Source organism: Flavobacterium sp. (assembly GCF_043780635.1).
In the GTDB taxonomy this organism is placed as follows: domain Bacteria; phylum Bacteroidota; class Bacteroidia; order Flavobacteriales; family Flavobacteriaceae; genus Flavobacterium.
The window spans coordinates 1-24,744 of record NZ_JAYWCK010000030.1 but is presented as its reverse complement, the minus strand read 5'-3'; the positions used below and the strand labels follow the sequence as shown (position 1 = coordinate 24,744).

Sequence of the window (24,744 nt, the reverse complement as noted above, 5' to 3'; positions counted from 1 at the left end):
TATTTTGATTTACGTATTTTTACAACTTTCCAATAATTAAATCTTTCAACAGAAATTGATTTCAAAAGCCACTATAGACATTGTTTTCGAAACTGCTCGAGTTGAGGAGGTTATTGGCGATTTTGTACAATTAAAACGAGCCGGAACTAATTTCAAAGGATTAAGTCCGTTTTCTGATGAGCGATCTCCGTCATTTATGGTTTCGCCGGTAAAGCAAATTTGGAAAGATTTCAGCTCAGGCAAAGGTGGAAATTCAGTAGCTTTCTTGATGGAACATTCTCATTTTACCTATCCGGAAGCAATTAGATATTTAGCAAAAAAATACAATATCGAAATTGAAGAGACCGAACAAACGGATGAAGAAAAAGCGAATACTGACGTTCGCGAAAGTATGTATTTGGTTTCTGAATTTGCAAAAGATTATTTTCACAACACACTTTTACATTCAGAAGAAGGCAAAGCTATTGGACTTTCCTATTTCAAAGAACGTGGTTTTACTAGTGAAACTATAAAGAAATTTTTTCTTGGATATTCTCCCGAAGCTTGGGATGCTTTTACAAAAGAAGCTTTGGGAAAAGGGTACAAATTAGAATTTTTAGAAAGCACAGGATTGACAATTCCCAAAGATGACAGACCTTTTGATCGTTTCAAAGGGCGTGTGATTTTTCCCATCCAAAGTATGTCGGGAAGAATTTTGGGTTTTGGAGGAAGAATTTTGGGCAATGATAAAAAAGCAGCAAAATATCTCAATTCTCCCGAAAGTGATATTTACCATAAGAGTAAAGTTTTGTACGGAATTTTTCAAGCTAAACAATCCATTGCTAAACAAAATAATTGTTATTTAGTCGAAGGTTACACCGATGTTATCCAGTTTAATCAAGCCGGAATTGAAAATGTGGTAGCGTCATCAGGCACAGCTTTGACACCAGACCAAATCCGATTAATCAATAGATTGACAAGAAACATAACCGTTCTTTTTGACGGTGATGCTGCAGGATTACGAGCTTCTATTCGTGGAATTGATTTGATTCTTGAAGAAGGAATGAACGTGAAAGTATGTGCATTTCCCGATGGAGAAGATCCTGATAGTTTTGCCAAGAAAACTCCTTATGAAGAGTTGATCAAATATTTAGATGAAAATTCTAAAGATTTTATCCAGTTCAAAGCATCGTTGTTGATGAATGATGCTAAAAATGACCCAGTCAAAAAAGCTGATTTGATTCGAGATATGGTCGTGAGTATTTCCAAAATTCCGGACAGAATTCAGCGCGAAATATATATTCAGGAATGTTCTCGAATTATGGATATTTCCGAGCAAGTGCTTATAAGTACATTGGCCCAATTGGTTAAAAAAGACATTTCGGACATTGGAAAAAAGCAAAAACAAGAGCAAAAAACCTTTGAAGTTGTTAAAAATGATGCTGCAATTCAGGTCGAAAAAGTTGATATTCTTTATGGATTGGAACGCAAAATAATAGAAATTCTTTTGCTTTATGGAAATAAAACAGAGGAATTTGAAGACGTTCTTTTAAAGGCTAATGAAGCTGGAGAAATTGAAAATATAATTGAAAAGAAAGAATACAAAGTATTTCAAAGAATCTATTTGAGTTTACAGGAAGACGAAGTGGAACTGGCCAATCCGTTATTCAGAGAGATCTTTAATAATTTAATAAATTATTATCTTCAAACTGAAAACTTTAGTATAGAGCAATATTTAATGCATTTGCAGCCTGAATTTGCTCAAGAAGTGACAGATATTTTAATGGAAGACGAAAGAGTCGCTTTGCATAACTGGGAAGGTCAAAGCATTTTTCCAAAGACTAAAGAGGATACCATTAGCCAATATGTTTCTGAAACTATTCTAACATTACGTTGGTATTTAGTAGACCGAATTATTGAAGAAATAAAAAGCTCAATATCATCAGAACCAGATTCTGATAACATTGAGCCCTTGTCTATGGCGATGGATTATTATAAACTAATTAATTCTTTTTCGAAAAAATTAGGGAGAGTAATGTCACGCTATAATTAAACTATTTCCAGTGTTTTGGCTTTATTTACCAAATCCACCAAATTAGTAACATTTAATTTTTGCAATAATCTTAATTTATAAGTACTTATTGTTTTTTCGTTAAGTCCTAATATTTTAGAGATTTCGTTGTTTTTCTTACCATCGCTTAAATAGCGCAAAACTTCCACTTCACGATTAGAGAGTTTGCGATATAAACGCTCACTTTTGTTTTGTTTAGCAATCAGGGCAAGGTTTTTCTTAACAGTTTCGTCTATGATAATCTTTCCTTGATGCACTTTAATAATTGCCTGACCCAAGGTTTCTAATTTTTCTTTTTTAGAAACAAATCCTGAAACTCCGGCTTTTATTGCATTTGGCGCATAAATTTGCTCTGAAAGGTCACTAAATATGATGATTTTTGTTTTTGGAAAATTTTTCAAAATATTTTTAACTTCAAAAATACTAGAAAGACCTTCTAATTCTAGATCCAAGATTAAGACATCAATCTCCTTAGTAAGGAGGATGTCTCGTACCATTAAAAAATTCCCCACGTTGGCAACAATTGAAATATCATCATGATCTTTAAAGTAGGATTTTACCCCAAAATGCACAACGGGATGATTATTTGCTAAACAAACTTTTATCATAATATTAAATTTAGAATTGTCAATATTTTATCCACAAGTAAAGTTAATGAAAAAATTTGTAAACTTTCTATAAATATTAGAAAAATACTACTTAAATCCGTTTGAAATCTTACAAACCGGAATTTCTCTCATTTTATGCTGATTAATGGTGTTTAATCGCATATAAATTTCGAGAACATTTTTTTCTCTTCCAGAGAAATCTACTGGAACTTTTCCTTTTTCCACCTCAAGCATCGCCCATTCCAATTCATCATAACTGGCGCCAATTTGGTCTTCGTCTGTTCTGTCATCTCCAAATAATCCATCGGTTGGAGAAGCTTCTAAAATTGAAACCGGGATTTTTAAATAGTTGCCCAAAGCATAAACATCGGACTTCATTAAATCCGCTATTGGACTTAAATCAACTCCGCCGTCACCATATTTTGTATAAAAACCAACACCAAAATCTTCTACCTTATTTCCCGTTCCGGCAACTAACAAGCCTTGAATTCCTGCAAAATAATACAAAGTAGTCATTCGTAAACGAGCCCGAGTGTTGGCCAAAGACAAATTTACCTTATCCGAAATTGCTACATTTGGAACAATATTTTTGAAAGTTTCAAAAACTGAAGTCAAATTTGCTTCAACATTGGTCACGTTTGGAAATCGGTTTTTCAATTGTTCAATATGTTCACGACCTCGACTTACGTGACTTGGAGCCTGATGAATAGGCATTTCAACACACAAAGTAGGCAACCCAGTTTGTGCACAAAGTGTTGAAGTAACTGCTGAATCGACTCCGCCAGAAATTCCCACAACAAAACCATTAACTTTTGCGTTTTCCGCATAGGTTTTTAACCAATTGACAATATGTGTATTTACTTTTTCAACTTGAATGGTGCTTTTTTTAGGCATAATAGTTTGGGTTTTTAAAAAGTAGGAATTGTATATTTGCAAAAATAATAATTTTTAGAAGCTATTCCCGCTATCCGTTGCAATCTTTTCTTTTTCTAAAGGAAAAAAAGAAAAGGATTTCCACTGCTATCGGGGCTAAAAAAATAAAATGAAAAGAATAATTTTTATAATTGCCATAACATTCGCTTTTATTTCTTGTGAAAAAAAATCAAAAGTCGAAAATGCGGTCGAAAAAATTCCGGTAGAAATCAAAGTAGAGCGTTTTGACAAACTATTTTTTGAGACTTCACCTAAGGATTTGAATAAACTAAAAAAAGAATTTCCATTTTTTTTTCCAAATGGAACTCCAGATAGCGTTTGGTTAGAAAAAATGCAAAATCCGCTTTGGAGAGAATTATATACTGAAGTTCAAAAAAAATATTCTGATTTTGAACCCGTAAAAAAAGAACTTAACACTCTTTTTCAACACATCAAATATTATTTCCCAAAAACCAAGACTCCCAAGGTAATTACTGTAATCTCTGAAATGGACTATAATAATAAAGTAATTTATGCCGATAGTTTAGTTATTATTTCCCTTGAATTATATTTGGGTAAAGAACATAAGTTTTATCAATTTCCTAAGTATTTGAAACAAAATTTCGAGCAAAAACAAATTATGCCTGATGTGGTTTCAAGTTTTTCAACACAAAAAATAGCGCCAGTTATAGACAAGAATTTATTAAGTCAAATGATTTATTTTGGAAAACAATTGTATTTAAAAGATGTTCTTTTACCTGATTATAATGATGCCGACAAAATGGGTTACACACCAGAACAAATCAAGTGGTGTGAGGAAAACGAAAGCTATATGTGGCGTTATTTTCTGGAAAATGAAATGCTCTACAGCGACGATCAAAAACTGAGTAATCGTTTTATCAATCCTGCGCCATTTTCTAAATTTTATCTCGAAATTGACAACGAATCGCCAGGAAGAGTTGGAGCCTGGGTAGGATGGCAAATGGTACGGTCCTTTATGAAAAATAATGAAGTTTCGCTCCAGGAAATGTTAAAAATGAATGTTAAAGAACTATTTGAAAAATCTAAATATAAACCCAAAAAAAATGTCGAATAACAATACATCAGAAATTAAAATTCAAATCGAATTAGACGAAAACCGAATTCCCGAAAAACTATCTTGGGCTGCGGTCGAAGGAGGCGTAAATTTAGAAGAAGCAAAAGCTTTTATGCTTTCGGTTTGGAACAGTGACGAAAAAACAACAAAATGTATCGAATTGTGGACTAAGGACATGTCTGTCGAAGAAATGAAAATTTTCTTCCATCAAACTTTGTTGTCTATGACAGAGACTTTTCAACGAGCTACTGGTGACGAAAAAATGTCGGCGACAATGCAGGATTTTTGTGATTATTTTGCAGAGAAATTGGAGTTGAAATTAAAGTAAAAAGCTCAATAAAAATCCCAAACTCCAACTTTAATAGCTTGGAGTTTGGGATATTTTTTTTTCTAAAACTCGTTATTGTTCTTAAATACTTCCTGATTCACTTCTTCGATGTAATTTAAAACATCTTCTTTTCCAGTTGATTCTGTTGCTGAGGTTACAAAATACTGAGGCATTTCGGCCCAATTGTTAGCAAACATTTTCTTTTTGTAAGCTGCAATATGGGAATCAATTTTTACTTTGCTAATCTTATCGGCTTTGGTGAAAACAATACAAAAAGGAATTTCACTTTCGCCCATATAAGCCATAAATTCGATGTCGATATTTTGTGCTTCATGGCGAATGTCAATCAATACAAAAGCACAAACGAGTTGTTCTCTTGTTTCAAAATAATCAGTAATAAATTGTTGAAAAACTGATTTCGTTTTCTTCGACACTTTTGCATATCCATAACCAGGTAAATCGACCAAAAACCAATTGTTGTTAATCTTAAAATGATTTATCAATTGAGTTTTTCCGGGTCTTCCTGAGGTTTTTGCTAAATTTTTATGATTGGTCAACATATTAATCAATGATGATTTTCCAACATTTGATCGGCCTATAAAAGCATATTCCGGCAAAAAGTCTTTTGGACATTTGTCAACTTCAGAGTTGCTAACAATAAATTCGGCGGTTGTAATTTTCATGATTGTGTTTATAAATTCTTCACTAGAACTTAGTGAGCTTTCAAATGTGTGTGTGTTAACCAATCTTCAAGTAAGCTATTGAATTCATCTGGGCATTCCATCATTGCGGCGTGACCACATTTATCTATCCAATACAGGGTAACATTTGGTAATAATTCATTGAATTCTTCGGCAACAGACGGAGGAGTAACTCTATCATTTCTTCCCCAAATTAAACATGTCTGAACATGCATTTTTGGCAAATCCTTTGCCATATTGTGTCTTATAGCGCTTTTAGCAATAGTCAATGTTTTTATCAGTTTTATTCGGTCGTTTACAGAGGCATATACCTCGTCAACAAGTTCTTTGGTGGCCATTTTTGGATCATAAAAAACATCTTGAGCTTTCTTCTTGATGTATTCATAGTCGCCTCTTTTCGGGTAACTATCGCCCATGGCACTTTCGTAAAGACCTGAACTTCCTGTTAATACAAGTCCAGCTACTTTTTCGGGATACATTTTGGTATGATACAACGCAATATGTCCGCCTAACGAATTCCCTAACAAAATTACTCGGTCAAATCCTTTGAAAGTGATAAAATCCTTCACATATTTTGCGAAAGCCTTGACGTTGGTTTTCAAAATATTTTGGGTGTAAATAGGTAAATCTGGAATTACTATTTTGTATCCTTTTTCAGAAAAATAACTTGCAACGGCATCAAAGTTGCTCAAACCTCCCATTAAACCATGTAAAACAACAATCGGAGTTCCTTCACCAGCTTCATAATAGCTGTATCTGCCTTCTTTCTTAAAGTATTTTTCCATACGTTTTATCGCGAATTTTCAATTGCCACAAAGATAGGTTTTAAAAAATTAAAAAAAATTCTTGAATTCAAATTTTATAAATTTTTTCTGTCCATTTGAAATATTGATAAATATTCAAGCTTTTTGCTTTAAAATTTTAGCTAATATTTTTTTTAATCATCCTTTAAAATTCAATTTTAGGAGGTTTTACTTACGGATTTTTTCTAAAATCAATATTTCCAAATCACTAGTCAAAAATAAGCTAACGTTCTGATTGACTAAAAACTAGGCTTTCTTCTTCCAAAGTGGTAAAACTTATCAACAAAGTGGTATTTTGTGGTAAATTGTGGTAATATTTTTTATATTTTTGCTCAACGTCATTTAAAATTTTTTCACTTGAATACAATTGTCGGAACATATGAATGTAAAGTCGATGCTAAGGGAAGGCTGCTTTTGCCTGCGCCTTTAAAAAAGCAATTGGCTTCGTCTCTTCAAAACGGTTTTGTTTTGAAGCGTTCTGTTTTTCAATCTTGTTTGGAATTGTATCCAATGGAAGAATGGGATTTGATGATGCAAAAAATCAATAAACTCAATCGATTCGTTAAGAAAAACAATGACTTCATTCGCCGATTTACTGCTGGCGTAAAAGTAGTTGAAATCGATACTTTGGGAAGATTATTGGTGCCAAAAGATTTGGTGGCTTTTGCAAGTATTTCAAAAGACGTTGTGTTTTCGTCTGCAGTCAATATTGTTGAGATTTGGGACAAGGATTTATACGAAAAATCAATAAGCGGTGAAGATGTCGATTTTGCAGATTTGGCCGAAGAAGTAATGGGAAATACAAATAACGACAATGGAATATCATAATCCAGTTTTGCTTCAGGCTTCAGTTGATGGGATGAATATAAAACCCGACGGTGTTTATGTTGACGTAACCTTTGGAGGCGGAGGGCATTCAAAAGAAATCCTAAAAAGATTGGGTCCAAACGGAAAATTATTTGCTTTTGACCAAGATGAAGATGCTTTAGCGAATGCCTTACCAGATGAAAGATTTACACTGATTAACGAAAATTTCAGGTTTATAAAAAGGTTTTTACGTTTTTATGGTGTTAAAAGTGTGGACGGAATTTTGGCAGATTTAGGAGTTTCTTCTCATCAATTTGATGTGCCAGAAAGAGGCTTTTCGACTCGCTTTGATGCTGAATTGGATATGAGAATGAGTCAGAAAAATGATTTGAATGCGTATCGAGTAGTTAATGAATACGATGATGCAAACTTAAAAAGAGTTTTCTTAGATTATGGTGAATTGAAAAATGCACCAGCTTTGGCAAGAACAATTCTAGAAGCTAGAGATTATCAACCAATTAACACTACAGATGAATTGAAAGAAGTTTTGGCAAAACATTTACCTGAAAGAGTTAGAAATAAAATATTGGCTCAAATCTATCAAGCCATTCGAATTGAAGTCAATCAGGAAATGGATGTTTTGAAAGAATTTCTTGAACAATCCTTAGAAATATTAAATCCAGGCGGAAGATTAAGTGTGATTTCTTACCACTCATTGGAAGACCGTTTGGTAAAAAGATTTATGAAAAACGGAATGTTCGAAGGGGAACCAGAACGCGACTTTTTTGGAAATTTTTCAGTTCCATTTAAAACCATTGGAAAATTAATCGTGCCTGATAATGCTGAAATAAAAATAAATAATAGAGCGAGAAGTGCAAAATTAAGAATTGCTGAAAAGATTTAATTAGTTAGAAAAAAACAATGAAAAACGGAGTTTACGGCATATTGAAAGCGCGGTTTCTTATTGAAGATGATGCCATTAAAAGCTGGCGTTTTATCGTTTTTTTGATTGTTCTCGCTATTATTATGATTGCCAATACCCAGCGTTTTGAACAAAAAGTATTTAAGATTGCCGAGTTGACAAATCAAGTGAAAGAACTGCGTTCAGAGTTTGTCGATAGACGTTCAGAATTAATGAAACTAAAAATGGAATCGACTGTATCAGAAAAAATGGTGGAAAAACAAATTTTTCCATCGACAGTTCCTCCAATTAAAATAAAAGTTAGAAAAGTAGCAGAAGAAAAAAATTTCTTTCAAAAATTATGGCAGTAGAAGATAAAAATATATCCTACAGAATTTATCTGGTAGCTTTCGTCGTCTTTTTGATGGCAATCGCTATTGTCATAAAATTAACAAACATTCAATGGGTCGAAGGCGATTATTATAGAAAATTAGCCAAAGAAAGAACCGTGAGAAATTTTGTAATTCCTGCCAATAAAGGAAATATTTATTCTGCCGATGGAAGTTTATTGGCAACTTCAATTCCAAATTATGAAATACGATTTGATGCTGTCGCGCCAAAAGCGGAAGCTTTCGAAAAAAATGTAAAACCATTAGCCGATTCATTGTCTCTTCTTTTAAGAAAACCAAGTGGTTTTTTTCTAAACGAATTGCGAAAAGCCAGAGCCAATAAAAACAGATATTATCTTGTAGCTCGTGATTTGAGTTATACCGAATTTATAAAAATTAAAGGGTTTCCTTTGTTTAAACTGGGTGCTTACAAAGGTGGAATTATTATCGAGCAAGAAACCGTTCGAGAACATCCAATTGGGAAAATTGCTGAGCGAACCATTGGTTATGAAAGAAGAAATCCAGACGGAACTCCAGATGGGAAAGGTATTGAATGGGCTTACAGGAAATATATTAATGGGAAAGACGGCAAAATTTTAAAGCAAAAAATTGCAAAAGGACAGTGGAAACCCATCCGTGATGTTAACGAGGTTGATCCTCAAGATGGCTATGACGTGATTTCTACGATTGATGTTTTTATTCAGGATATTGCGCATCACGCCCTATTAAAACAATTAGAAGAATATCAAGCAGATCACGGTTGTGTTGTCGTTATGGAAACCCAAACTGGCAAAATAAAAGCTATTTCAAATTTAGGGAGAGCCAACGATGGTTCCTATTATGAAACCACAAATTATGCAGTTGCCGAATCTCACGAACCAGGTTCAACTTATAAATTGGTTGATTTAATGACCTTGCTTGAAGATAAAAAAATAGATACAAGTGCCGTTTTTGATAGTCACGGCGGGGTAGTTAAATACTCAGGGAAATCAGTTCGAGATTCCCACACAGGAGGTTACGGTAAGATATCATTAGCACGCGGATTTGAAGTTTCGTCAAACACAGTAATGGTTCAGGCGGTTTATAATAACTACAAAAATAATCCATCGGAATTCGTTAATCACATCAATAGTTACGGATTAAACAAATGTTTAGGACTTCCAATAAAAGGAGAGGGTAAACCTTATGTTCCTCAGCCAAGTGATAAAAATTGGTCTAATGTTTCGCTTCCGTGGATGGCTTTTGGTTATGGAGTTTCGATTACGCCATTGCAAACCTTGACTTTTTATAATTCTGTAGCTAATAATGGAGTGATGGTAAAACCACAATTTGTTTCAGAAATAAAAGAGTGGAACAGAACCATCAAAAAATACAACACCGAAGTCATAAACCCAAAAGTATGCTCGAAAGAAACCATCTTGAAATTACATGCTGTTCTCGAAAACGTAGTCAAAAAGGGAACTGCATCAAAATTGTATTCTAAAGATTTTTCAATGGCAGGAAAAACAGGAACTGCAGCTGCAAATTATAGAACAAATGGAGGAGCAGATAAATATTACATTTCCTCATTTGTGGGTTATTTCCCAGCCGACAAACCTAAATATTCCTGCATAGTTGTAGTTCATAAACCAAACACTTCGAACAATAATTATTATGGTGCCGATGTTGCAGGTCCGGTTTTCAAACGAATTGCACAGAAAATTTTTACTGATGCACCTTCGACAAACGAGATAAAAAATATTGACAGGAAAATACTAAAACAAGAAAATGATTACGACAGTTATTTTGCAAAATCGCAGAAACAACAATCGTCAATTGTTCCAAATGTAAAAGGGATGTCAGGAATGGATGCTGTTGCTCTTTTTGGAAATCTAGGTGTAAAAGTAAAAATAATTGGCATTGGAAAAGTAAAAACGCAATCCATACAAGCAGGAGAAAGTTTAGATAAAAATACAACCATAACATTAGAATTATCGTGATTATTTTAAGAGAAATAATATACAAAGTCGCTATTGAAGCCGTAAAAGGTTCGACGGATATTGCTATCAATAAAATGGAATTTGATTCTAGAAAAATTGGAGCAAATGACGTCTTTGTGGCTATTCGTGGCACTATTTCAAACGGTCACGATTACATTGAAACTGCTATCTGGAATGGTGCTATTGCAGTTGTTTGTGATACTCTTCCTGAAACAATTACAAAAGGAATCACATATATTCAAGTAAAAGACACCAATAAAGCTTTGGCTTATATGGCCGCCAATTATTTTGAAAATCCTTCTCAAAAATTAAAATTGGTTGGTATTACGGGAACAAATGGTAAAACAACGATTGCTTCTTTATTGTACCAATTATTCAAAAAAGCAGGTTTTAAAGTAGGCCTTTTGTCCACCGTAAAAATCTTAGTTGATGAAATAGAATACAAAGCCACACACACCACCCCTGATTCAATTACGATAAATCATTATCTAAAAGAAATGGTTGATGCCGGTGTTGAATACTGCTTTATGGAAGTCAGTTCTCACGGAATTCATCAGAAGCGGACAGAAGCTTTACATTTCGTTGGTGGAATTTTCACCAATTTATCACACGACCATTTAGATTATCATCCCACTTTTGCAGAATATCGAGATGTTAAAAAATCGTTTTTCGACAATTTACCAAAAACCGCATTTGCCTTATCAAATATCGATGATAAAAACGGTCAAGTGATGTTGCAAAATACGGTTGCTAAAAAATTGACCTATGCTTTAAAATCCTATGCTGACTATAAAGCACAAATCCTAGAGAACCAATTGTCGGGATTGTTATTGAAAATTAACGGCAATGAAGTTTGGGTAAAACTCATTGGCACTTTCAACGCATATAATTTATTGGCAATTTATGGAACGGCAATTCAATTAGGTATGGAAAGTCTGGAAGTACTCCGATTATTATCTGATTTAGAAAGTGTATCGGGTCGTTTCCAATTTATTGTTTCCAATTCGAATATTACAGCAATTGTTGATTATGCCCACACGCCAGATGCATTGGAAAACGTGTTGAAAACTATTTATGATATTCGCACTAAAAACGAACAATTGATTACAGTTGTAGGTTGTGGTGGAAATAGAGATAAAGCCAAACGACCAATTATGGCAGGAATTGCCACTGAACTTAGTGATAAAGTTATCCTGACTTCTGATAATCCAAGAAATGAGGATCCGGAAGTTATTATCAATGAAATGGAACAAGGTGTAGAACCTCAAAATTATAAAAAATCCCTGTCGATTACGGATAGGAAACAAGCTATAAAAACAGCTTGTCAATTGGCCCAGCCAAATGATATTATCCTTATTGCAGGAAAAGGTCACGAAACTTATCAAGAAATTCAAGGTGTTCGACACGATTTTGATGATATGAAAATTGTAAAAGAATTACTAAACCAACTCAATAAATAGAAACCTATGCTATACTACTTATTTGAATATTTAGACAAAACAATGGACATTCCTGGAGCAGGAGTCTTTCAGTATATTACTTTCAGATCAGCATTGGCATTTATGCTTTCCTTGCTTTTATCAACTATTTATGGTAAAAGAGTTGTTACTTTTTTGCGTAAACAACAAATAGGCGAAACTGTTCGTGAACTTGGCCTTGCTGGTCAAAATGAAAAAGCAGGAACGCCAACAATGGGAGGGTTAATCATCATATTTGCCACTTTGATTCCAGTGATTCTTTTTGCCAGATTACAAAACATCTATATAGTATTATTAATTGTAACTACTCTATGGATGGGAACAATCGGTTTTATTGATGATTATATCAAAATTTTCAAAAAAGACAAACAAGGATTAAAAGGGATATTCAAAGTCTTTGGCCAAGTGGGTTTGGGTTTGATTGTTGGATATGTTCTGTATTTTAATCCAGTTGTAACGATTAGAACGGATACTGCCAAAAGCGATATTTTTAAAAGTACCACAGAAAACGTAATTAAACAAGCACCCGTTTACGAAAAATCTACAGCAACAACGATTCCTTTCTTCAAAAATAATGAATTTGACTATGCCGAAGTTTTAGCCTGGACTGGCGAAGGTTATGAAAATTGGGCTTGGTTGATTTTTATTCCAATGGTTATTTTTATTATTACAGCCGTTTCTAATGGAGCCAATTTAACAGATGGAATTGATGGGTTGGCTGCCGGAACTTCTGCGGTTTCGGTCTTGGCACTGGGGATTTTCACTTTCGTTTCAGGAAATATTATTTTCTCCAATTATTTGAACATTATGTATATTCCTTATTCGGGAGAAATGACTGTTTTTATTGCTGCATTTGTAGGAGCATTGATTGGATTTCTTTGGTATAATTCGTATCCAGCATCAGTATTTATGGGTGATACCGGAAGTTTAACTATAGGTGGAGTCATTGCTGTTCTAGCGATTGCCGTTCGAAAAGAACTCCTAATTCCACTATTATGCGGAATATTTTTGGTCGAAAATTTCTCTGTTGTTTTACAAGTTGCATATTTCAAATACACCAAAAAACGTTTTGGCGAAGGCCGAAGAATCTTTTTGATGGCCCCTTTGCATCATCATTATCAAAAGAAAGGCTATCACGAAAGTAAAATTGTAACTCGATTTTGGATTGTTGCTATAATGTTGGCCATTTTGTCAATCGTGACCTTAAAATTAAGATAATGCGACTGGTAGTTTTAGGTGGTGGCGAAAGCGGTGTAGGGACTGCAATTCTTGGCAAGAAAAAAGGATATGATGTTTTTGTGTCCGATTTTGGAAAAATAAAACAAAGTTACAGAGAAGTTCTTATCATTAATGGGATTGCGTGGGAGGAAGAAACTCATACTGAAGCACTGATTTTGAATGCCGATGTGGTGATGAAAAGTCCGGGAATTCCCGATAAATCACCAATAGTAAAAAAATTGGTTGAAAAAGGAATTCCAGTGATTTCGGAAATTGAATTTGCAGCGCCATTTACAAAAGCAATCACGATTGGAATTACGGGGAGCAACGGGAAGACAACAACAACAATGTTGACCCATCATTTGCTGAAATCAGCAGGATTGAATGTTGGATTGGGAGGTAATATAGGAAAGAGTTTTGCTTGGCAGGTTGCAGATGATAAATATGATAGTTATGTGCTGGAATTGAGTAGTTTTCAACTTGATGGAATGATAGATTACAAGCCGCACATTGCAATTATTACGAATATAAGTCCGGATCATTTAGACCGATACGACTATAAATATGAAAATTATATTGCTTCGAAATTTAGAATAACAATGAATCAAACCGAGGAAGATTTTCTCATTTATGATGCAGATGACGAAGCAATTGCAGAATGGTTCAAACGCAATAAAACAAAAGCCCAATTAATTCCTTTTTCCTTGGGAAAAATATTCGAAAAAGGAGCATTTATAAAAGATAAAAATATGGAAGTAAACATCATCAACGAAGAAGAATTCACAATGGAGACTGAGACTATGGCGCTTGAAGGAAAGCACAATATGAAAAATGCAATGGCAGCGACTTCTGTGGCAAAATTGATGAAAATAAGAAATGCGACAATCAGAGAAAGTTTGTCCAATTTTCAAGGAGTCGAACATCGTTTGGAAAAAGTGTTGAAAATCCAAAATGTGCAATACATCAACGACTCAAAAGCAACGAATGTAAATGCTACTTTTTTTGCTTTGGACAGTATGAATACGCCAACGGTTTGGATTGTGGGTGGTGTTGATAAAGGAAACGATTATAATGAATTGATGTCTTTGGTTCGCGAAAAAGTAAAAGCCATCATCTGTCTGGGTATTGATAATAAGAAAATTATTGATGTTTTCGGCAATGTAGTTGATATTATGATTGAAGTCAATAATATGGAAGATGCCGTGAAAATGGGGCAACGTTTAACCGAAAAAGGAGATACGGTATTGTTGTCACCAGCTTGCGCCAGTTTCGATTTATTCGAAAATTACGAAGACAGAGGAAATCAATTTAAACAAGCGGTTAAGAACCTTTAAAAAATATACGATATCAGATATACGATTTTCGATTTGTGTTGGAGAAATAAATCTTTAAAAGCATTTTCAAATATCGTATTTCAAATATCGTAAATCGGATATTAAAATGAAAGAACTAATAAACAATCTAAAAGGGGACAGAGTAATATGGTCATTCGTGGCTTTATTAGCACTGTTTTCGTTTATGCCTGTTTTTAGTGCGAGTAGTAATTTGGCCTATATTGGCCATGGAACAGGAAATACGATTAGCTATTTGTTAAAGCATCTGGCTCATATTTTTATTGGTTTCATCATTATTTATTGGGTTCATAAAGTGCCATTTCATTATTATAGAGGAATTTCTAAGATAGCTTTGCCAATTGTTTGGTTGTTATTAGGTTACACAATGATAAAAGGAACTGTTATTGCAGGTGCTAATGCAAGTCGATGGATACAAATACCTTTTATTGGAATATCCTTTCAAACATCAACATTTGCAGCAATTGTTTTATTTGTTTTTACAGCAAGATATTTAGCCAAAAAACGAGAAGAGGAAATTAGTTTTAAAGACTCACTTATAGAACTTTGGCTTCCTATTTTTATAACTTTAGGATTTATTTTACCATCCAATTTCTCCACAGCAGCCTTGATATTTTCAATGATAATGATGTTGACTTTCGTTGGAAAATATCCATTAAAATATATAGGTTTTATAATTAGCGCCGGATTTGCTGCATTATTATTATTTATTTTATTGGCAAAGGCATTTCCTGATTCTCATTTATTTAGCAGAGTAAATACTTGGCAAAGCCGAATCGAAAATTTCAGAACCAACAAACCTGGCGAAGACGATTACCAAATCGAGAAAGCAAAAATCGCAATTGCTTCTGGCGGAATTTACGGACTTGGACCAGGAAAAAGTGTGCAAAAACATTTTTTACCACAATCTTCTTCGGATTTTATTTATGCCATTATCGTAGAGGAATGGGGATTAATAGGCGGCTTGGGAATTTTATTTTTGTATTTATTGCTGTTTTTTAGATTTGTAATTGCCGCTCATAAAGCAAATTCATTGTTCGGAAAATTATTAGTTGTTGGACTTGGTTTTCCAATGATTTTTCAGGCGATGATTAATATGGCTGTTGCTGTTGAACTATTGCCAGTAACCGGTCAAACGTTACCGCTTATAAGTAGCGGTGGAAGTTCCATTTGGATGACGTGTATAGCTTTGGGTATTATCATAAATGTGACCAAAAAAGAAGAAGAAATTGCTCAGGAAATAAGTGATAAAGCTAGAAGAGAAGCAGCATTACAAAAACTTATTGACAAGCAATTAGAAGAGGAAAATGAGGCAGAAAATGAAGCTAAAAATGAAGCCGAAGAAAACTATTCTATACAAGATAATGCGGGTAATCCAATGAATGCTGTTTTGAATAAATAATTCATAGAAGAGATGGAAAAATTAAAATTTATATTAAGTGGAGGCGGAACAGGAGGACATATCTATCCTGCGGTTGCGATTGCTAATGAATTAAAATCTCGTTTTCCTGATGCTGAATTTCTATTTGTGGGTGCCAAAGACAAAATGGAAATGCAAAAAGTTCCTCAAGCAGGTTACAAGATTGAAGGGCTTTGGATTGCTGGTTTACAACGAAAATTGACTTTGCAAAACGCAATGTTTCCTTTCAAATTAATCGATAGTTTATGGAAATCTCGAAAAATAATTAAGAAATTCAAACCCAATGTTGTTATTGGTACCGGAGGTTTTGCTTCTGGACCGTTATTGCAAATGGCAAATATGTTGAATATTCCAACGGTGATTCAGGAACAAAATTCATATCCGGGAATTACCAATAAATTATTAAGTAAGAAAGCGAATAAAATTTGTGTTGCCTATGAAAATTTAGAGCGATTTTTTCCAAAAGACAAAATGATTTTGACCGGAAATCCAGTGCGTCAGGATTTGATTGACATCGAAAGCAAAAGGGCTGAGGCAATACAGTTTTTTAATTTGGATGCCAATAAAAAAACATTGTTGGTTCTTGGCGGAAGCCTTGGAGCAAGAAGAGTCAACCAATTAATAGAAAAAGAATTAGATAATTTTCTTTCTCAAGATATTCAGGTTATCTGGCAATGTGGGAAATTATATTTTGAAGATTACAAGAAATACAATTCGAATAATGTTCAGGTTTTAGCGTTTATTGACAGAATGGATTTGGTTTATTCGGCTGCAGATATAGTGATTTCGCGAGCTGGAGCATCCTCGGTTTCGGAGTTATGTATCGTGGGGAAACCTGTGATTTTTATTCCTTCTCCAAATGTTGCAGAAGACCATCAAACTAAAAATGCAAAATCAATAGTCGATAAAAAAGGAGCGATAATGATTAGGGAAGCGGAATTGGATTCACAATTCAGTCTTATTTTTGAAGCCTTGTTGAAAGACCAGGGAAAACAAGATCAGTTGAGTAAAAACATTAAGCATTTGGCTTTGCCAAACGCCACAAAACAAATAGTTGACGAAATCGTAAAATTAATAAAATGAAATGAGCATAACGGAAATTCGAAGTAAACATCGATGACAATATATGCGAATTCCATAATCCTTTAAAAAACAAATATTATCTACATATGAATCTAAATCAAATACATAACGTCTATTTCATAGGCATCGGAGGAATTGGGATGAGCGCTTTGGCGCGCTATTTCAAAGCCATCGGCAAGAATGTGTCTGGTTATGATAAAACCGAAACGGAACTTACAAAAGAGTTACATAAACTTGGAATTAACATTCATTTTGAGGATAGTATTGATTTAATTCCTGAGGATTATTATGCAGAAAACACATTAGTAGTTATCACTCCGGCAGTTCCAAAATCACATTCAGAATGGAATTATTTCTTAGAGAGAGAATATGAAGTGAAGAAAAGAGCTGAAGTTCTTGGTATTATTACAAAAGACACTTTCTGTTTTGCAGTTGCAGGAACACACGGAAAAACAACTACTTCAGGAATTCTTGGACATATTTTATTTCAAAGCGGTGTTGATGTTACGGCTTTTGTTGGAGGAATTGTGGAAAATTATAATTCGAATTTAATAGGAAACGGAAAAACGATAACAGTTGTCGAAGCTGATGAATTTGATCGTTCCTTTTTGCATTTGTATCCCAATATTGCTTGTGTAACTTCGATGGATGCGGATCATTTGGATATTTATGGTGATAAATCAGCAATCGAAGCTTCCTTTGTAGAATTTGCAGATAAAGTTGAAGATAAAACTAAACTTTTCATCACAAAAGATTTGCCAATAAAAGGAGTTACTTGTGCTGTAAACGATAAAGCTGATTTTACCGCTTTCAATATAAGAATCAGAAACAGTCAATACGTTTTTGATGTGCGAACACCATCAGAAACATTGTATAATATAGAATTTGGTTTACCTGGTAAACACAATTTGATGAACGCACTAATGGCATTAGCAATGGCAAAAACTTTCGGCCTCCCAACCGAAGACATTGCTAATGCCTTGCTTTCATTCAAAGGAATAAAAAGAAGATTTTCGTATCAAATCAAAACTGAAAAGTTGATTTATATCGATGATTACGCCCATCATCCAACCGAAATTAATGCGGTTCATCAAGCAGTCCGAGAATTATATCCAGGCAAAAAAGTCTTGGCTGTTTTCCAACCACATTTATTTAGTAGAACCAAAGATTTTGCTGATAATTTTGCACAAAGTCTTGCTGCTTTTGACGAAGTAATTTTATTGGATATTTATCCAGCAAGAGAATTGCCAATGGAAGGAATTACCTCAAGTTGGTTATTAGATAAAATTAAAAATAATAATAAGAAATTAGTTTCAAAACAAGAATTGATACCTTCTATTTTAGAAAGTGATGCAACTGTAATTGTGACTATTGGGGCGGGAGATATTGGAGAATTAGTTTCATCAATTAAAAAAGCGCTAAATGAAACTATTTAATTGGACAAATATTCGGTTAGTGCTAATGTTTTCATTGGTAATTTTCCTGTTTTCGTTTACTTCAAATCGGAATAATAATAGAAAATTGTCAAAATCAGTTGTTGTTTTTGTAGGATATAACTTGCCTTTTGTAGATCAGGAAACGGTTAATAAATTGTTAATAGAAAATAATAGAGACGCAAAAAGTATAGGTAAAGATAAATTAGATTTGAATAGATTGGAAAAAGCGCTTAACGCACAAGAAATGATTGAAAAATCAGATGTGTTTGTGAGCATTGATGGGGTTTTAAAAGCAGTAGTAAAACAAAAAACTCCTATAGCCAGAGTTTTTGACGGGGATAATTCTTTCTATATTGATTACGAGGGAAATACAATGCCTTTGTCAGCAAATTTTACGGCTAGAGTTCCACTTGTTTCGGGGGGAATTAATAAAAAAAATAGCGAAGAATTAGCCGAGTTATTTCGGATAATATATGACGATGCGTTTTTGAAAAAAAACATCATTGGTGTTCAGATTATGCCAAATGGAAGTTTAAAAATGCTCAACAGAAATTATAATTATCAAATTGATTTTGGTGGAACCATAAGAATGCAAGCTAAATTCAATAATTACAAAGCGTTTTTTCAAAAAGCGGTTTTAGATAGTTCGCTTTATAAATATAAAACTATTGATCTCAGATTTGCGCAGCAAGTTGTGTGTACTAAATAATATAGATAATGGAAAAAGAGAATATTGCAGTAGGTCTAGATATTGGGACAACAAAAATAGTTGCCATGATAGGCAAGAAAAATGAGTATGGAAAACTGGAGATTTTGGGTGTTGGAAAATCCAAAAGTTTAGGTGTGGCCAGAGGTGTTGTAAACAATATCACTCAAACGATACAATCGATTCAGCAAGCTGTTCTTGAAGCAGAAAATAAGTCTGGTTATAAAATAAAAGACGTAGTTGTTGGCATTGCTGGTCAACATATTCGCAGCATTCAACACAGTGATTATATCATTAGAAAAAATGCCGAAGAAGTAATTGGAGGCAATGATATTCAGCTTTTGATTGATCAGGTAAATAAATTGGCGATGTTACCTGGAGAAGAAATAATTCACGTTTTGCCACAAGAATTTAAAATCGACGGTCAGTCTGAAATCAAAGAACCTATCGGAATGTACGGCGGGAGGTTGGAGTCTAGTTTTCACGTTGTGGTTGGGCAGGCTTCTTCAATTCGAAATGTAGGCAGATGTATTCAAAGTTCCGGAATAGAATTATCTGGATTAACCTTGGAACCATTGGCATCAGCCGATGCAGTTCTAAGCCAAGAAGAGAAAGAAGCTGGAGTTGCGTTAATTGATATTGGTGGGGGAACAACAGATTTAGCCATTTTTAAAGACGGAATTATTCGTCATACAGCAGTTATTCCTTTTGGAGGAAATGTAATTACCGACGATATCAAAGAAGGCTGTTCCATTATCGAAAAGCAGGCTGAATTATTAAAAGTAAAATTCGGATCGGCTTGGCCAGGAGAAAACAAAGACAACGAAATTGTTTCGATTCCAGGATTAAGAGGAAGAGAGCCGAAAGAAATTTCGTTAAAGAATTTGTCCAAGATAATTCACGCTCGCGTTGTTGAAATTATTGAGCAGGTTTTTACCGAAATCAAAGATTACGGTCACGAAGATCCACGTAAAAAATTGATTGCAGGAATTGTATTAACCGGCGGTGGAGCTCAATTGAACCACATCAAACAATTGGTAGAATACATAACCGGAATGGATACAAGAATAGGATATCCTAACGAGCATTTGGCTGGGAATTCTGACGAAGAAATATCAAGCCCTTTATATGCAACAGCGGTAGGATTAGTAATGAATAGCATTGAAAATAAAACACAAAGCGCCATAAGAATTGATACTGTGGTACCAGAAAAGACATCTGTTAAACCGCCAGTTTATCAGAAAGCAGAAATTGAGGAGCCAAGAAATGTGATTATAGAGGAAGAAGTTGTAAAAGAGGAATCTACTGGTAAAAGAATACAGAGGTCTTTCTTTGACAGATACGTCGACAAGATTAAAGATTTCTTGGATAATGCAGAATAAAAATAAGGAACAAATTAAATATATAAAAATAATAAAAACCCAATAAGATGATGAGCAACTCAGAATTTGGAAGCATTTCATTTGATTTACCCAAAAACCAATCAAATGTAATAAAAGTTATTGGTGTAGGTGGAGGCGGAAGTAATGCCATAAACCACATGTTTAAACAAGGTATTAAAGGCGTAGATTTTATCGTTTGTAATACCGATTCACAAGCTTTGGATAACAGTTCTGTGCCAAACAAAATTCAGTTAGGTGTAAACTTGACCGAAGGACTTGGAGCAGGAGCAAACCCAGACGTTGGGCAACAATCAGCAATTGAAAGTATAGCTGAAATTGAAAAAATGCTTGACAGCAACACCAAAATGGTTTTTATAACTGCAGGAATGGGCGGAGGAACTGGCACAGGTGCAGCGCCAGTAATCGCTCAATTGGCCAAAGAAAGAGATATTTTAACTGTTGGAATCGTAACTTTGCCTTTCTCTTTTGAAGGAAAAGTTCGTCAAGAGCAAGCGCTTATTGGTATTGATAAATTACGCAAACAAGTCGATTCGTTAATTGTTATCAATAATAATAAATTAAGAGAAGTATATGGAAATCTTGGTTTCAAAGCTGGATTTTCAAAAGCGGACGAAGTTTTGGCAACAGCCTCAAGAGGTATTGCCGAAGTAATTACGCATCATTACACTCAAAATATCGATTTAAAAGATGCCAAAACCGTTTTGGCAAATAGTGGAACTGCTATTATGGGTTCGTCAGTTTCTTCAGGTGAAAACAGAGCAAAAGAAGGAATTATTTCAGCATTGGATTCTCCTTTATTGAATGATAATAAAATCACTGGTGCCAAAAACGTATTGTTGCTCATAGTTTCTGGTTCTGATGAAATAACAATTGATGAAATAGGTGAAATTAATGATTTTATTCAAGTAGAAGCAGGTCACAATGCCAATATTATTATGGGTGTTGGTGAAGATGAATCGCTTGGTGACGCCATTTCTATTACAATAATTGCAACAGGATTTGATGTTGAACAACAACGCGAAATTGTAAATACAGAACCAACAAAAATAATTCATACGCTTGGAGACGAACAAATTAGTGTTCATGATTTGACAAAAAAGATCGTTCCGGCATTTAATTGGGATAATAATGAAGCCTCGATAGTTAATACAGCGGAAAGAATTGTTTTCGAATTATTGGAAGATGTTGTTGCTGAAGAACCTGCTAAAGTAGTAATCAACAGTGAAGAGCTAATGGGAATGACTGAATTTATTAAAAATTTAGATGTGACTTTCGAAATAGTTTCTCCTATTAAAGATCTTGACTTCGTTGTTTCATCAGCAAAAGTTAAGGAGATAAATGTGGTTGAACCAAAAGTTTTTGTAAAAGAAGAACAAGCTACTTTTTCTTTTGATTTACCGCTTTTTAAATCTGAACCGGCAAAAACAGATGAAAACAAAATCTTGTTTGAACTAAGCAATGAGACTCGAGAAATAAAAGTGAATGAACCTGTTCAATTTGTTCCTGTAACGGAATTGACTGACAACGGAATCATCAGATATTCTCTTGAAGAATATACAGAGATGGAGAATACGTTATTGGAGTCAAAACCAACAACAACAGCTATTGAGGAAGTACCCGAAGAGATGAATATCACGATGAAACAGGTAGATGTTGTTTCTAATACGTCTTCAACTTTTGACAATGTTTCTCCAATGGATATGTCGATTCAGGAAGCGTTGAAATTCAGATCTGATGAAAGAAGAAAAAAACTTAAGGAATTCAATTATAAATTCCACAATAATATTTCAAAAATTGATGAATTAGAAAGAGAACCAGCCTACAAAAGACTAGGAATAGATCTTTCTAAACCACAAGTAAATAGCACGAATTCAAGAATTTCAGTAGGAACAGACAGCAATGACGACCTGCAATTGCGTTCAAACAATTCGTACTTACACGATAATGTTGACTAACTAATTCAAAACTAAATTGCCCGACCCGAAAATTAATTTTAATTTTCGGGTTATTTTTTGCCTTTTCGAGAAGTAACGACGAAGCAATCAGTTGTTAATTCCATTAAATTTCTTTAAATTTGTCGAGCCTTAATCCAGCTGTTCATTTCAAGCTTTTTTTCGAAAATGCTTTTTTTCAAGAACAAAAAAGAGCTTCCTTTGGTCGCTTTTTAAGTTCAGAAAAAAAATACATTTTCTCACAAAAGGCTTTTCATTTCCATCTGGGGCAATTCAGAATTAAATAATATTGTAACACACAAATCATAAATTTATATGAGCTTATCAATACAAATCATGGAGGATATCAAAACCGCCATGAGAGCCAAAGATACTATAGCATTAGAAGCATTAAGAGCTATTAAATCCGAAATCCTTTTAGCTCAAACAGCAACAGGATCAAAAGAAGAAATCACAGCAGCAGACGAAATTAAATTGCTTCAAAAATTAGTAAAAACCCGTAAGGATAGCGCTAAAATTTATACAGAGCAAAATCGTATGGATTTAGCTGAACCAGAATTGGCTCAAATTGCTGTAATAGAAAAATTCTTACCTGCACAAATGAGTGACGCTGAAGTAGAAGCCGTAATTGCGAAAATCATTGCAGAAACTGGAGCAACAGGTATAGCTTCAATGGGAAAAGTTATGGGATTAGCTTCTGCGCAATTAGGTGGAACTGCTGAAGGAAAAACAATTTCGACAATCGTTAAAAAACTTTTAGTATAAATTATTACGAATTTCAAATTACGTTCACATAATCCGTAATTTGAAGTTCGTAATTAAATATTGGCTGCGTAGTTCAACTGGATAGAATATCAGATTTCGACTCTGAGGGTTACAGGTTCGAACCCTGTCGCGGTCACAACAAAAAAATCCAAAGATTTTGTCTTTGGATTTTTTATTTAAAGCTATTTTTTAATTCTTAAAAAGCGGTCAACTTCTTTAAATCGGCAATTGTTTCTGTTGGGTTGTCAGCTTTGAAGACAAAACTTCCTGCTACGAGAACATCTGCTCCGGCTTCTGCTAATTGTTTTGCATTTTTATTGGTTACACCGCCATCAATTTCGATAATTGTATTTGCGCCTTTTCGGGTAATTAAATCTTTTAATTTTTTAACCTTAGAATAGGTGTTTTCAATAAATGATTGTCCTCCAAAACCAGGATTTACGCTCATTATTAAAACCATATCGATATCATTGATGATATCTTCTAATAAATCGACATTGGTGTGTGGATTTAAGGCAACTCCAGCTTTCATTCCTTCGGCTTTGATGGCTTGAAGCGTTCTGTGAAGATGGGGACATGCTTCATAATGAACGCATAATACATTGGCGCCTAATTCCGCAAAAGTTTTGATATATCGATCTGGATCAACAATCATCAAATGGACATCGATAGTTTTCTTGGCGTGTTTTGCAATGGCTGCCAAAACCGGCATTCCAAAGGAAATATTTGGAACAAAGACACCATCCATAATATCAATATGAAACCAGTCGGCTTCAGAATTGTTAATCATTTCGATGTCACGTTGTAAATTGGCAAAATCAGCAGCAAGAATTGATGGAGCAATAAGTGTATTCTTCATTTTATACTGAATTTATTTCAGCATCTTTTAATACTGAAAGTAGTTAGTGTTATTTGTACAAAAGTAAATTATAATTAGAGAACCTGAAACAAGTTCAGGTTAAAAAAATAAAACCTAGGTAATCAGCCGAGGTTTCAATCATCAATCAAAAAACGAACAGTTAATCAGACCGTCGTTACTTGTCACCCTATTTTGTCATCTCGAGCGGAGTCGAGAGGTGAAGGGTTAACCTAAATAGGTTTTTAATATTTTGCTTCTTGAAGTATGTTTTAATCTTCGGATGGCTTTTTCTTTGATTTGACGAACACGTTCACGAGTCAGGTCAAAAGTTTCTCCTATTTCTTCTAATGTCATTGGATGTTGATCTCCAAGACCAAAATATAAGCGAACCACATCAGCTTCTCTTGGAGTTAATGTTTCTAATGAACGCTCAATTTCGGTACGCAATGATTCTTGAATTAAGTTTCGGTCTGGATTTGGCGATTCGCCAGAACGCAA

Annotated in this window: 23 protein-coding genes and 1 tRNA gene; 18 read left to right on the top strand and 6 right to left on the bottom strand. The window is 34.2% G+C overall.

Annotation, left to right across the window (positions count from 1 at the left end; genetic code table 11):
* Window positions 1–55 precede the first annotated feature (55 nt).
* Entirely contained in the window at window positions 56–2,032 is a 1,977-nt protein-coding gene (gene dnaG, locus ACH2BV_RS02500) for a DNA primase (RefSeq protein WP_395049062.1), read from the top strand.
* Here the strand turns inward: dnaG and ACH2BV_RS02495 are convergent.
* Both ACH2BV_RS02495 and nadE read right to left on the bottom strand, forming a co-directional pair.
* Entirely contained in the window at window positions 2,029–2,658 is a 630-nt protein-coding gene (locus ACH2BV_RS02495) for a LuxR C-terminal-related transcriptional regulator (protein ID WP_395049060.1), read from the bottom strand. The genes dnaG and ACH2BV_RS02495 overlap by 4 nt on opposite strands.
* Window positions 2,659–2,745: 87 nt before the next feature.
* The gene (nadE, locus tag ACH2BV_RS02490) at window positions 2,746–3,552 is read right to left on the bottom strand and encodes an NAD(+) synthase (RefSeq protein WP_395049058.1); all 807 of its coding nucleotides are present in this window, start codon (window positions 3,550–3,552) and stop codon (window positions 2,746–2,748) included.
* A gap of 148 nt (window positions 3,553–3,700) precedes the next feature.
* On the opposite strand from nadE, the gene gldB reads away from it, so the two are divergent.
* Both gldB and gldC read left to right on the top strand, forming a co-directional pair.
* Window positions 3,701–4,666, top strand: a complete 966-nt coding sequence (gldB, locus tag ACH2BV_RS02485; protein WP_395049057.1) for a gliding motility lipoprotein GldB — start codon at window positions 3,701–3,703, stop codon at window positions 4,664–4,666.
* Window positions 4,656–4,994, top strand: coding sequence for a gliding motility protein GldC (gene gldC, locus ACH2BV_RS02480; protein WP_194312630.1), 339 nt, complete (start codon window positions 4,656–4,658; stop codon window positions 4,992–4,994). The genes gldB and gldC overlap by 11 nt, the downstream gene beginning before the upstream one ends.
* 62 nt (window positions 4,995–5,056) lie before the next feature.
* On the opposite strand, the gene yihA is transcribed toward gldC, so the two are convergent.
* Window positions 5,057–5,677, bottom strand: coding sequence for a ribosome biogenesis GTP-binding protein YihA/YsxC (yihA, locus tag ACH2BV_RS02475; protein WP_395049056.1), 621 nt, complete (start codon window positions 5,675–5,677; stop codon window positions 5,057–5,059).
* A 29-nt stretch (window positions 5,678–5,706) separates the two neighbouring features.
* A complete protein-coding gene (locus tag ACH2BV_RS02470) occupies window positions 5,707–6,480 on the bottom strand; it encodes an alpha/beta fold hydrolase (RefSeq protein ID WP_395049054.1) in 774 nt (257 codons plus the stop codon).
* A gap of 375 nt (window positions 6,481–6,855) precedes the next feature.
* Here ACH2BV_RS02470 and mraZ point away from each other — a divergent pair, with 375 nt between their 5' ends.
* From mraZ to ACH2BV_RS02395, 15 genes are all read left to right on the top strand, one after another.
* Entirely contained in the window at window positions 6,856–7,326 is a 471-nt protein-coding gene (gene mraZ / locus ACH2BV_RS02465) for a division/cell wall cluster transcriptional repressor MraZ (RefSeq protein WP_395049053.1), read from the top strand.
* Entirely contained in the window at window positions 7,313–8,209 is an 897-nt protein-coding gene (gene rsmH / locus ACH2BV_RS02460) for a 16S rRNA (cytosine(1402)-N(4))-methyltransferase RsmH (RefSeq protein ID WP_395049051.1), read from the top strand. Before mraZ ends, rsmH begins: the two co-directional genes overlap by 14 nt.
* Before the next feature lie 17 nt (window positions 8,210–8,226).
* Window positions 8,227–8,577 carry an FtsL-like putative cell division protein gene (locus ACH2BV_RS02455; protein ID WP_395049049.1) on the top strand — a complete coding sequence of 117 codons (351 nt, stop codon included), beginning with the start codon at window positions 8,227–8,229 and terminating at the stop codon, window positions 8,575–8,577.
* Window positions 8,568–10,574, top strand: a complete 2,007-nt coding sequence (locus ACH2BV_RS02450; protein WP_395049048.1) for a penicillin-binding protein — start codon at window positions 8,568–8,570, stop codon at window positions 10,572–10,574. Before ACH2BV_RS02455 ends, ACH2BV_RS02450 begins: the two co-directional genes overlap by 10 nt.
* The gene (locus tag ACH2BV_RS02445) at window positions 10,571–12,034 is read left to right on the top strand and encodes a UDP-N-acetylmuramoyl-L-alanyl-D-glutamate--2,6-diaminopimelate ligase (RefSeq protein WP_395049047.1); all 1,464 of its coding nucleotides are present in this window, start codon (window positions 10,571–10,573) and stop codon (window positions 12,032–12,034) included. The genes ACH2BV_RS02450 and ACH2BV_RS02445 overlap by 4 nt, the downstream gene beginning before the upstream one ends.
* 6 nt (window positions 12,035–12,040) lie before the next feature.
* A complete protein-coding gene (mraY, locus tag ACH2BV_RS02440; protein ID WP_395049045.1) occupies window positions 12,041–13,270 on the top strand; it encodes a phospho-N-acetylmuramoyl-pentapeptide-transferase in 1,230 nt (409 codons plus the stop codon).
* Window positions 13,270–14,604, top strand: coding sequence for a UDP-N-acetylmuramoyl-L-alanine--D-glutamate ligase (murD, locus tag ACH2BV_RS02435; RefSeq protein ID WP_395049043.1), 1,335 nt, complete (start codon window positions 13,270–13,272; stop codon window positions 14,602–14,604). Before mraY ends, murD begins: the two co-directional genes overlap by 1 nt.
* Before the next feature lie 106 nt (window positions 14,605–14,710).
* Window positions 14,711–16,024: an FtsW/RodA/SpoVE family cell cycle protein gene (locus tag ACH2BV_RS02430; RefSeq protein WP_395049042.1), complete on the top strand. Its 1,314-nt coding sequence runs from the start codon at window positions 14,711–14,713 to the stop codon at window positions 16,022–16,024.
* A 12-nt stretch (window positions 16,025–16,036) separates the two neighbouring features.
* On the top strand, window positions 16,037–17,125 hold the full coding sequence (murG, locus tag ACH2BV_RS02425) for an undecaprenyldiphospho-muramoylpentapeptide beta-N-acetylglucosaminyltransferase (protein WP_395049041.1): 1,089 nt from the start codon (window positions 16,037–16,039) through the stop codon (window positions 17,123–17,125).
* 86 nt (window positions 17,126–17,211) lie between these two features.
* Window positions 17,212–18,561, top strand: coding sequence for a UDP-N-acetylmuramate--L-alanine ligase (murC, locus tag ACH2BV_RS02420; RefSeq protein WP_395049039.1), 1,350 nt, complete (start codon window positions 17,212–17,214; stop codon window positions 18,559–18,561).
* A complete protein-coding gene (locus ACH2BV_RS02415) occupies window positions 18,548–19,270 on the top strand; it encodes a cell division protein FtsQ/DivIB (RefSeq protein WP_395049038.1) in 723 nt (240 codons plus the stop codon). The genes murC and ACH2BV_RS02415 overlap by 14 nt, the downstream gene beginning before the upstream one ends.
* Before the next feature lie 8 nt (window positions 19,271–19,278).
* Window positions 19,279–20,649 carry a cell division protein FtsA gene (gene ftsA, locus ACH2BV_RS02410; protein ID WP_395049036.1) on the top strand — a complete coding sequence of 457 codons (1,371 nt, stop codon included), beginning with the start codon at window positions 19,279–19,281 and terminating at the stop codon, window positions 20,647–20,649.
* Window positions 20,650–20,696: 47 nt separating this feature from the next.
* Complete coding sequence (gene ftsZ, locus ACH2BV_RS02405; protein ID WP_395049034.1) at window positions 20,697–22,625, top strand: cell division protein FtsZ; 1,929 nt, start codon at window positions 20,697–20,699, stop codon at window positions 22,623–22,625.
* 312 nt (window positions 22,626–22,937) lie between these two features.
* The gene (locus ACH2BV_RS02400) at window positions 22,938–23,387 is read left to right on the top strand and encodes a GatB/YqeY domain-containing protein (RefSeq protein ID WP_395049033.1); all 450 of its coding nucleotides are present in this window, start codon (window positions 22,938–22,940) and stop codon (window positions 23,385–23,387) included.
* Window positions 23,388–23,449: 62 nt separating this feature from the next.
* Window positions 23,450–23,523, top strand: a tRNA-Arg gene (locus ACH2BV_RS02395).
* Between the two features lie 60 nt (window positions 23,524–23,583).
* On the opposite strand, the gene rpe is transcribed toward ACH2BV_RS02395, so the two are convergent.
* Together rpe and ACH2BV_RS02385 are read right to left on the bottom strand one after the other, a co-directional pair.
* Entirely contained in the window at window positions 23,584–24,246 is a 663-nt protein-coding gene (rpe, locus tag ACH2BV_RS02390) for a ribulose-phosphate 3-epimerase (protein ID WP_395049032.1), read from the bottom strand.
* A 225-nt stretch (window positions 24,247–24,471) separates the two neighbouring features.
* On the bottom strand, window positions 24,472–24,744 hold a 273-nt coding region (locus tag ACH2BV_RS02385; RefSeq protein ID WP_395049030.1), incomplete at its 5' end, for a sigma-70 family RNA polymerase sigma factor.

Excerpts from the sequence above, each read along its gene's own strand:
- ACH2BV_RS02495 (WP_395049060.1), bottom strand. The coding sequence starts at position 2,658 with ATGATAAAAGTTTGTTTAGCAAATAATCATCCCGTTGTGCATTTTGGG.
- nadE (WP_395049058.1), bottom strand. The coding sequence starts at position 3,552 with ATGCCTAAAAAAAGCACCATTCAAGTTGAAAAAGTAAATACACATATT.
- gldB (WP_395049057.1), top strand. The coding sequence starts at position 3,701 with ATGAAAAGAATAATTTTTATAATTGCCATAACATTCGCTTTTATTTCT.
- gldC (WP_194312630.1), top strand. The coding sequence starts at position 4,656 with ATGTCGAATAACAATACATCAGAAATTAAAATTCAAATCGAATTAGAC.
- yihA (WP_395049056.1), bottom strand. The coding sequence starts at position 5,677 with ATGAAAATTACAACCGCCGAATTTATTGTTAGCAACTCTGAAGTTGAC.
- ACH2BV_RS02470 (WP_395049054.1), bottom strand. The coding sequence starts at position 6,480 with ATGGAAAAATACTTTAAGAAAGAAGGCAGATACAGCTATTATGAAGCT.
- rsmH (WP_395049051.1), top strand. The coding sequence starts at position 7,313 with ATGGAATATCATAATCCAGTTTTGCTTCAGGCTTCAGTTGATGGGATG.
- ACH2BV_RS02455 (WP_395049049.1), top strand. The coding sequence starts at position 8,227 with ATGAAAAACGGAGTTTACGGCATATTGAAAGCGCGGTTTCTTATTGAA.
- ACH2BV_RS02450 (WP_395049048.1), top strand. The coding sequence starts at position 8,568 with ATGGCAGTAGAAGATAAAAATATATCCTACAGAATTTATCTGGTAGCT.
- mraY (WP_395049045.1), top strand. The coding sequence starts at position 12,041 with ATGCTATACTACTTATTTGAATATTTAGACAAAACAATGGACATTCCT.
- murD (WP_395049043.1), top strand. The coding sequence starts at position 13,270 with ATGCGACTGGTAGTTTTAGGTGGTGGCGAAAGCGGTGTAGGGACTGCA.
- ACH2BV_RS02430 (WP_395049042.1), top strand. The coding sequence starts at position 14,711 with ATGAAAGAACTAATAAACAATCTAAAAGGGGACAGAGTAATATGGTCA.
- murG (WP_395049041.1), top strand. The coding sequence starts at position 16,037 with ATGGAAAAATTAAAATTTATATTAAGTGGAGGCGGAACAGGAGGACAT.
- murC (WP_395049039.1), top strand. The coding sequence starts at position 17,212 with ATGAATCTAAATCAAATACATAACGTCTATTTCATAGGCATCGGAGGA.
- ACH2BV_RS02415 (WP_395049038.1), top strand. The coding sequence starts at position 18,548 with ATGAAACTATTTAATTGGACAAATATTCGGTTAGTGCTAATGTTTTCA.
- ftsA (WP_395049036.1), top strand. The coding sequence starts at position 19,279 with ATGGAAAAAGAGAATATTGCAGTAGGTCTAGATATTGGGACAACAAAA.
- ftsZ (WP_395049034.1), top strand. The coding sequence starts at position 20,697 with ATGATGAGCAACTCAGAATTTGGAAGCATTTCATTTGATTTACCCAAA.
- ACH2BV_RS02400 (WP_395049033.1), top strand. The coding sequence starts at position 22,938 with ATGAGCTTATCAATACAAATCATGGAGGATATCAAAACCGCCATGAGA.
- rpe (WP_395049032.1), bottom strand. The coding sequence starts at position 24,246 with ATGAAGAATACACTTATTGCTCCATCAATTCTTGCTGCTGATTTTGCC.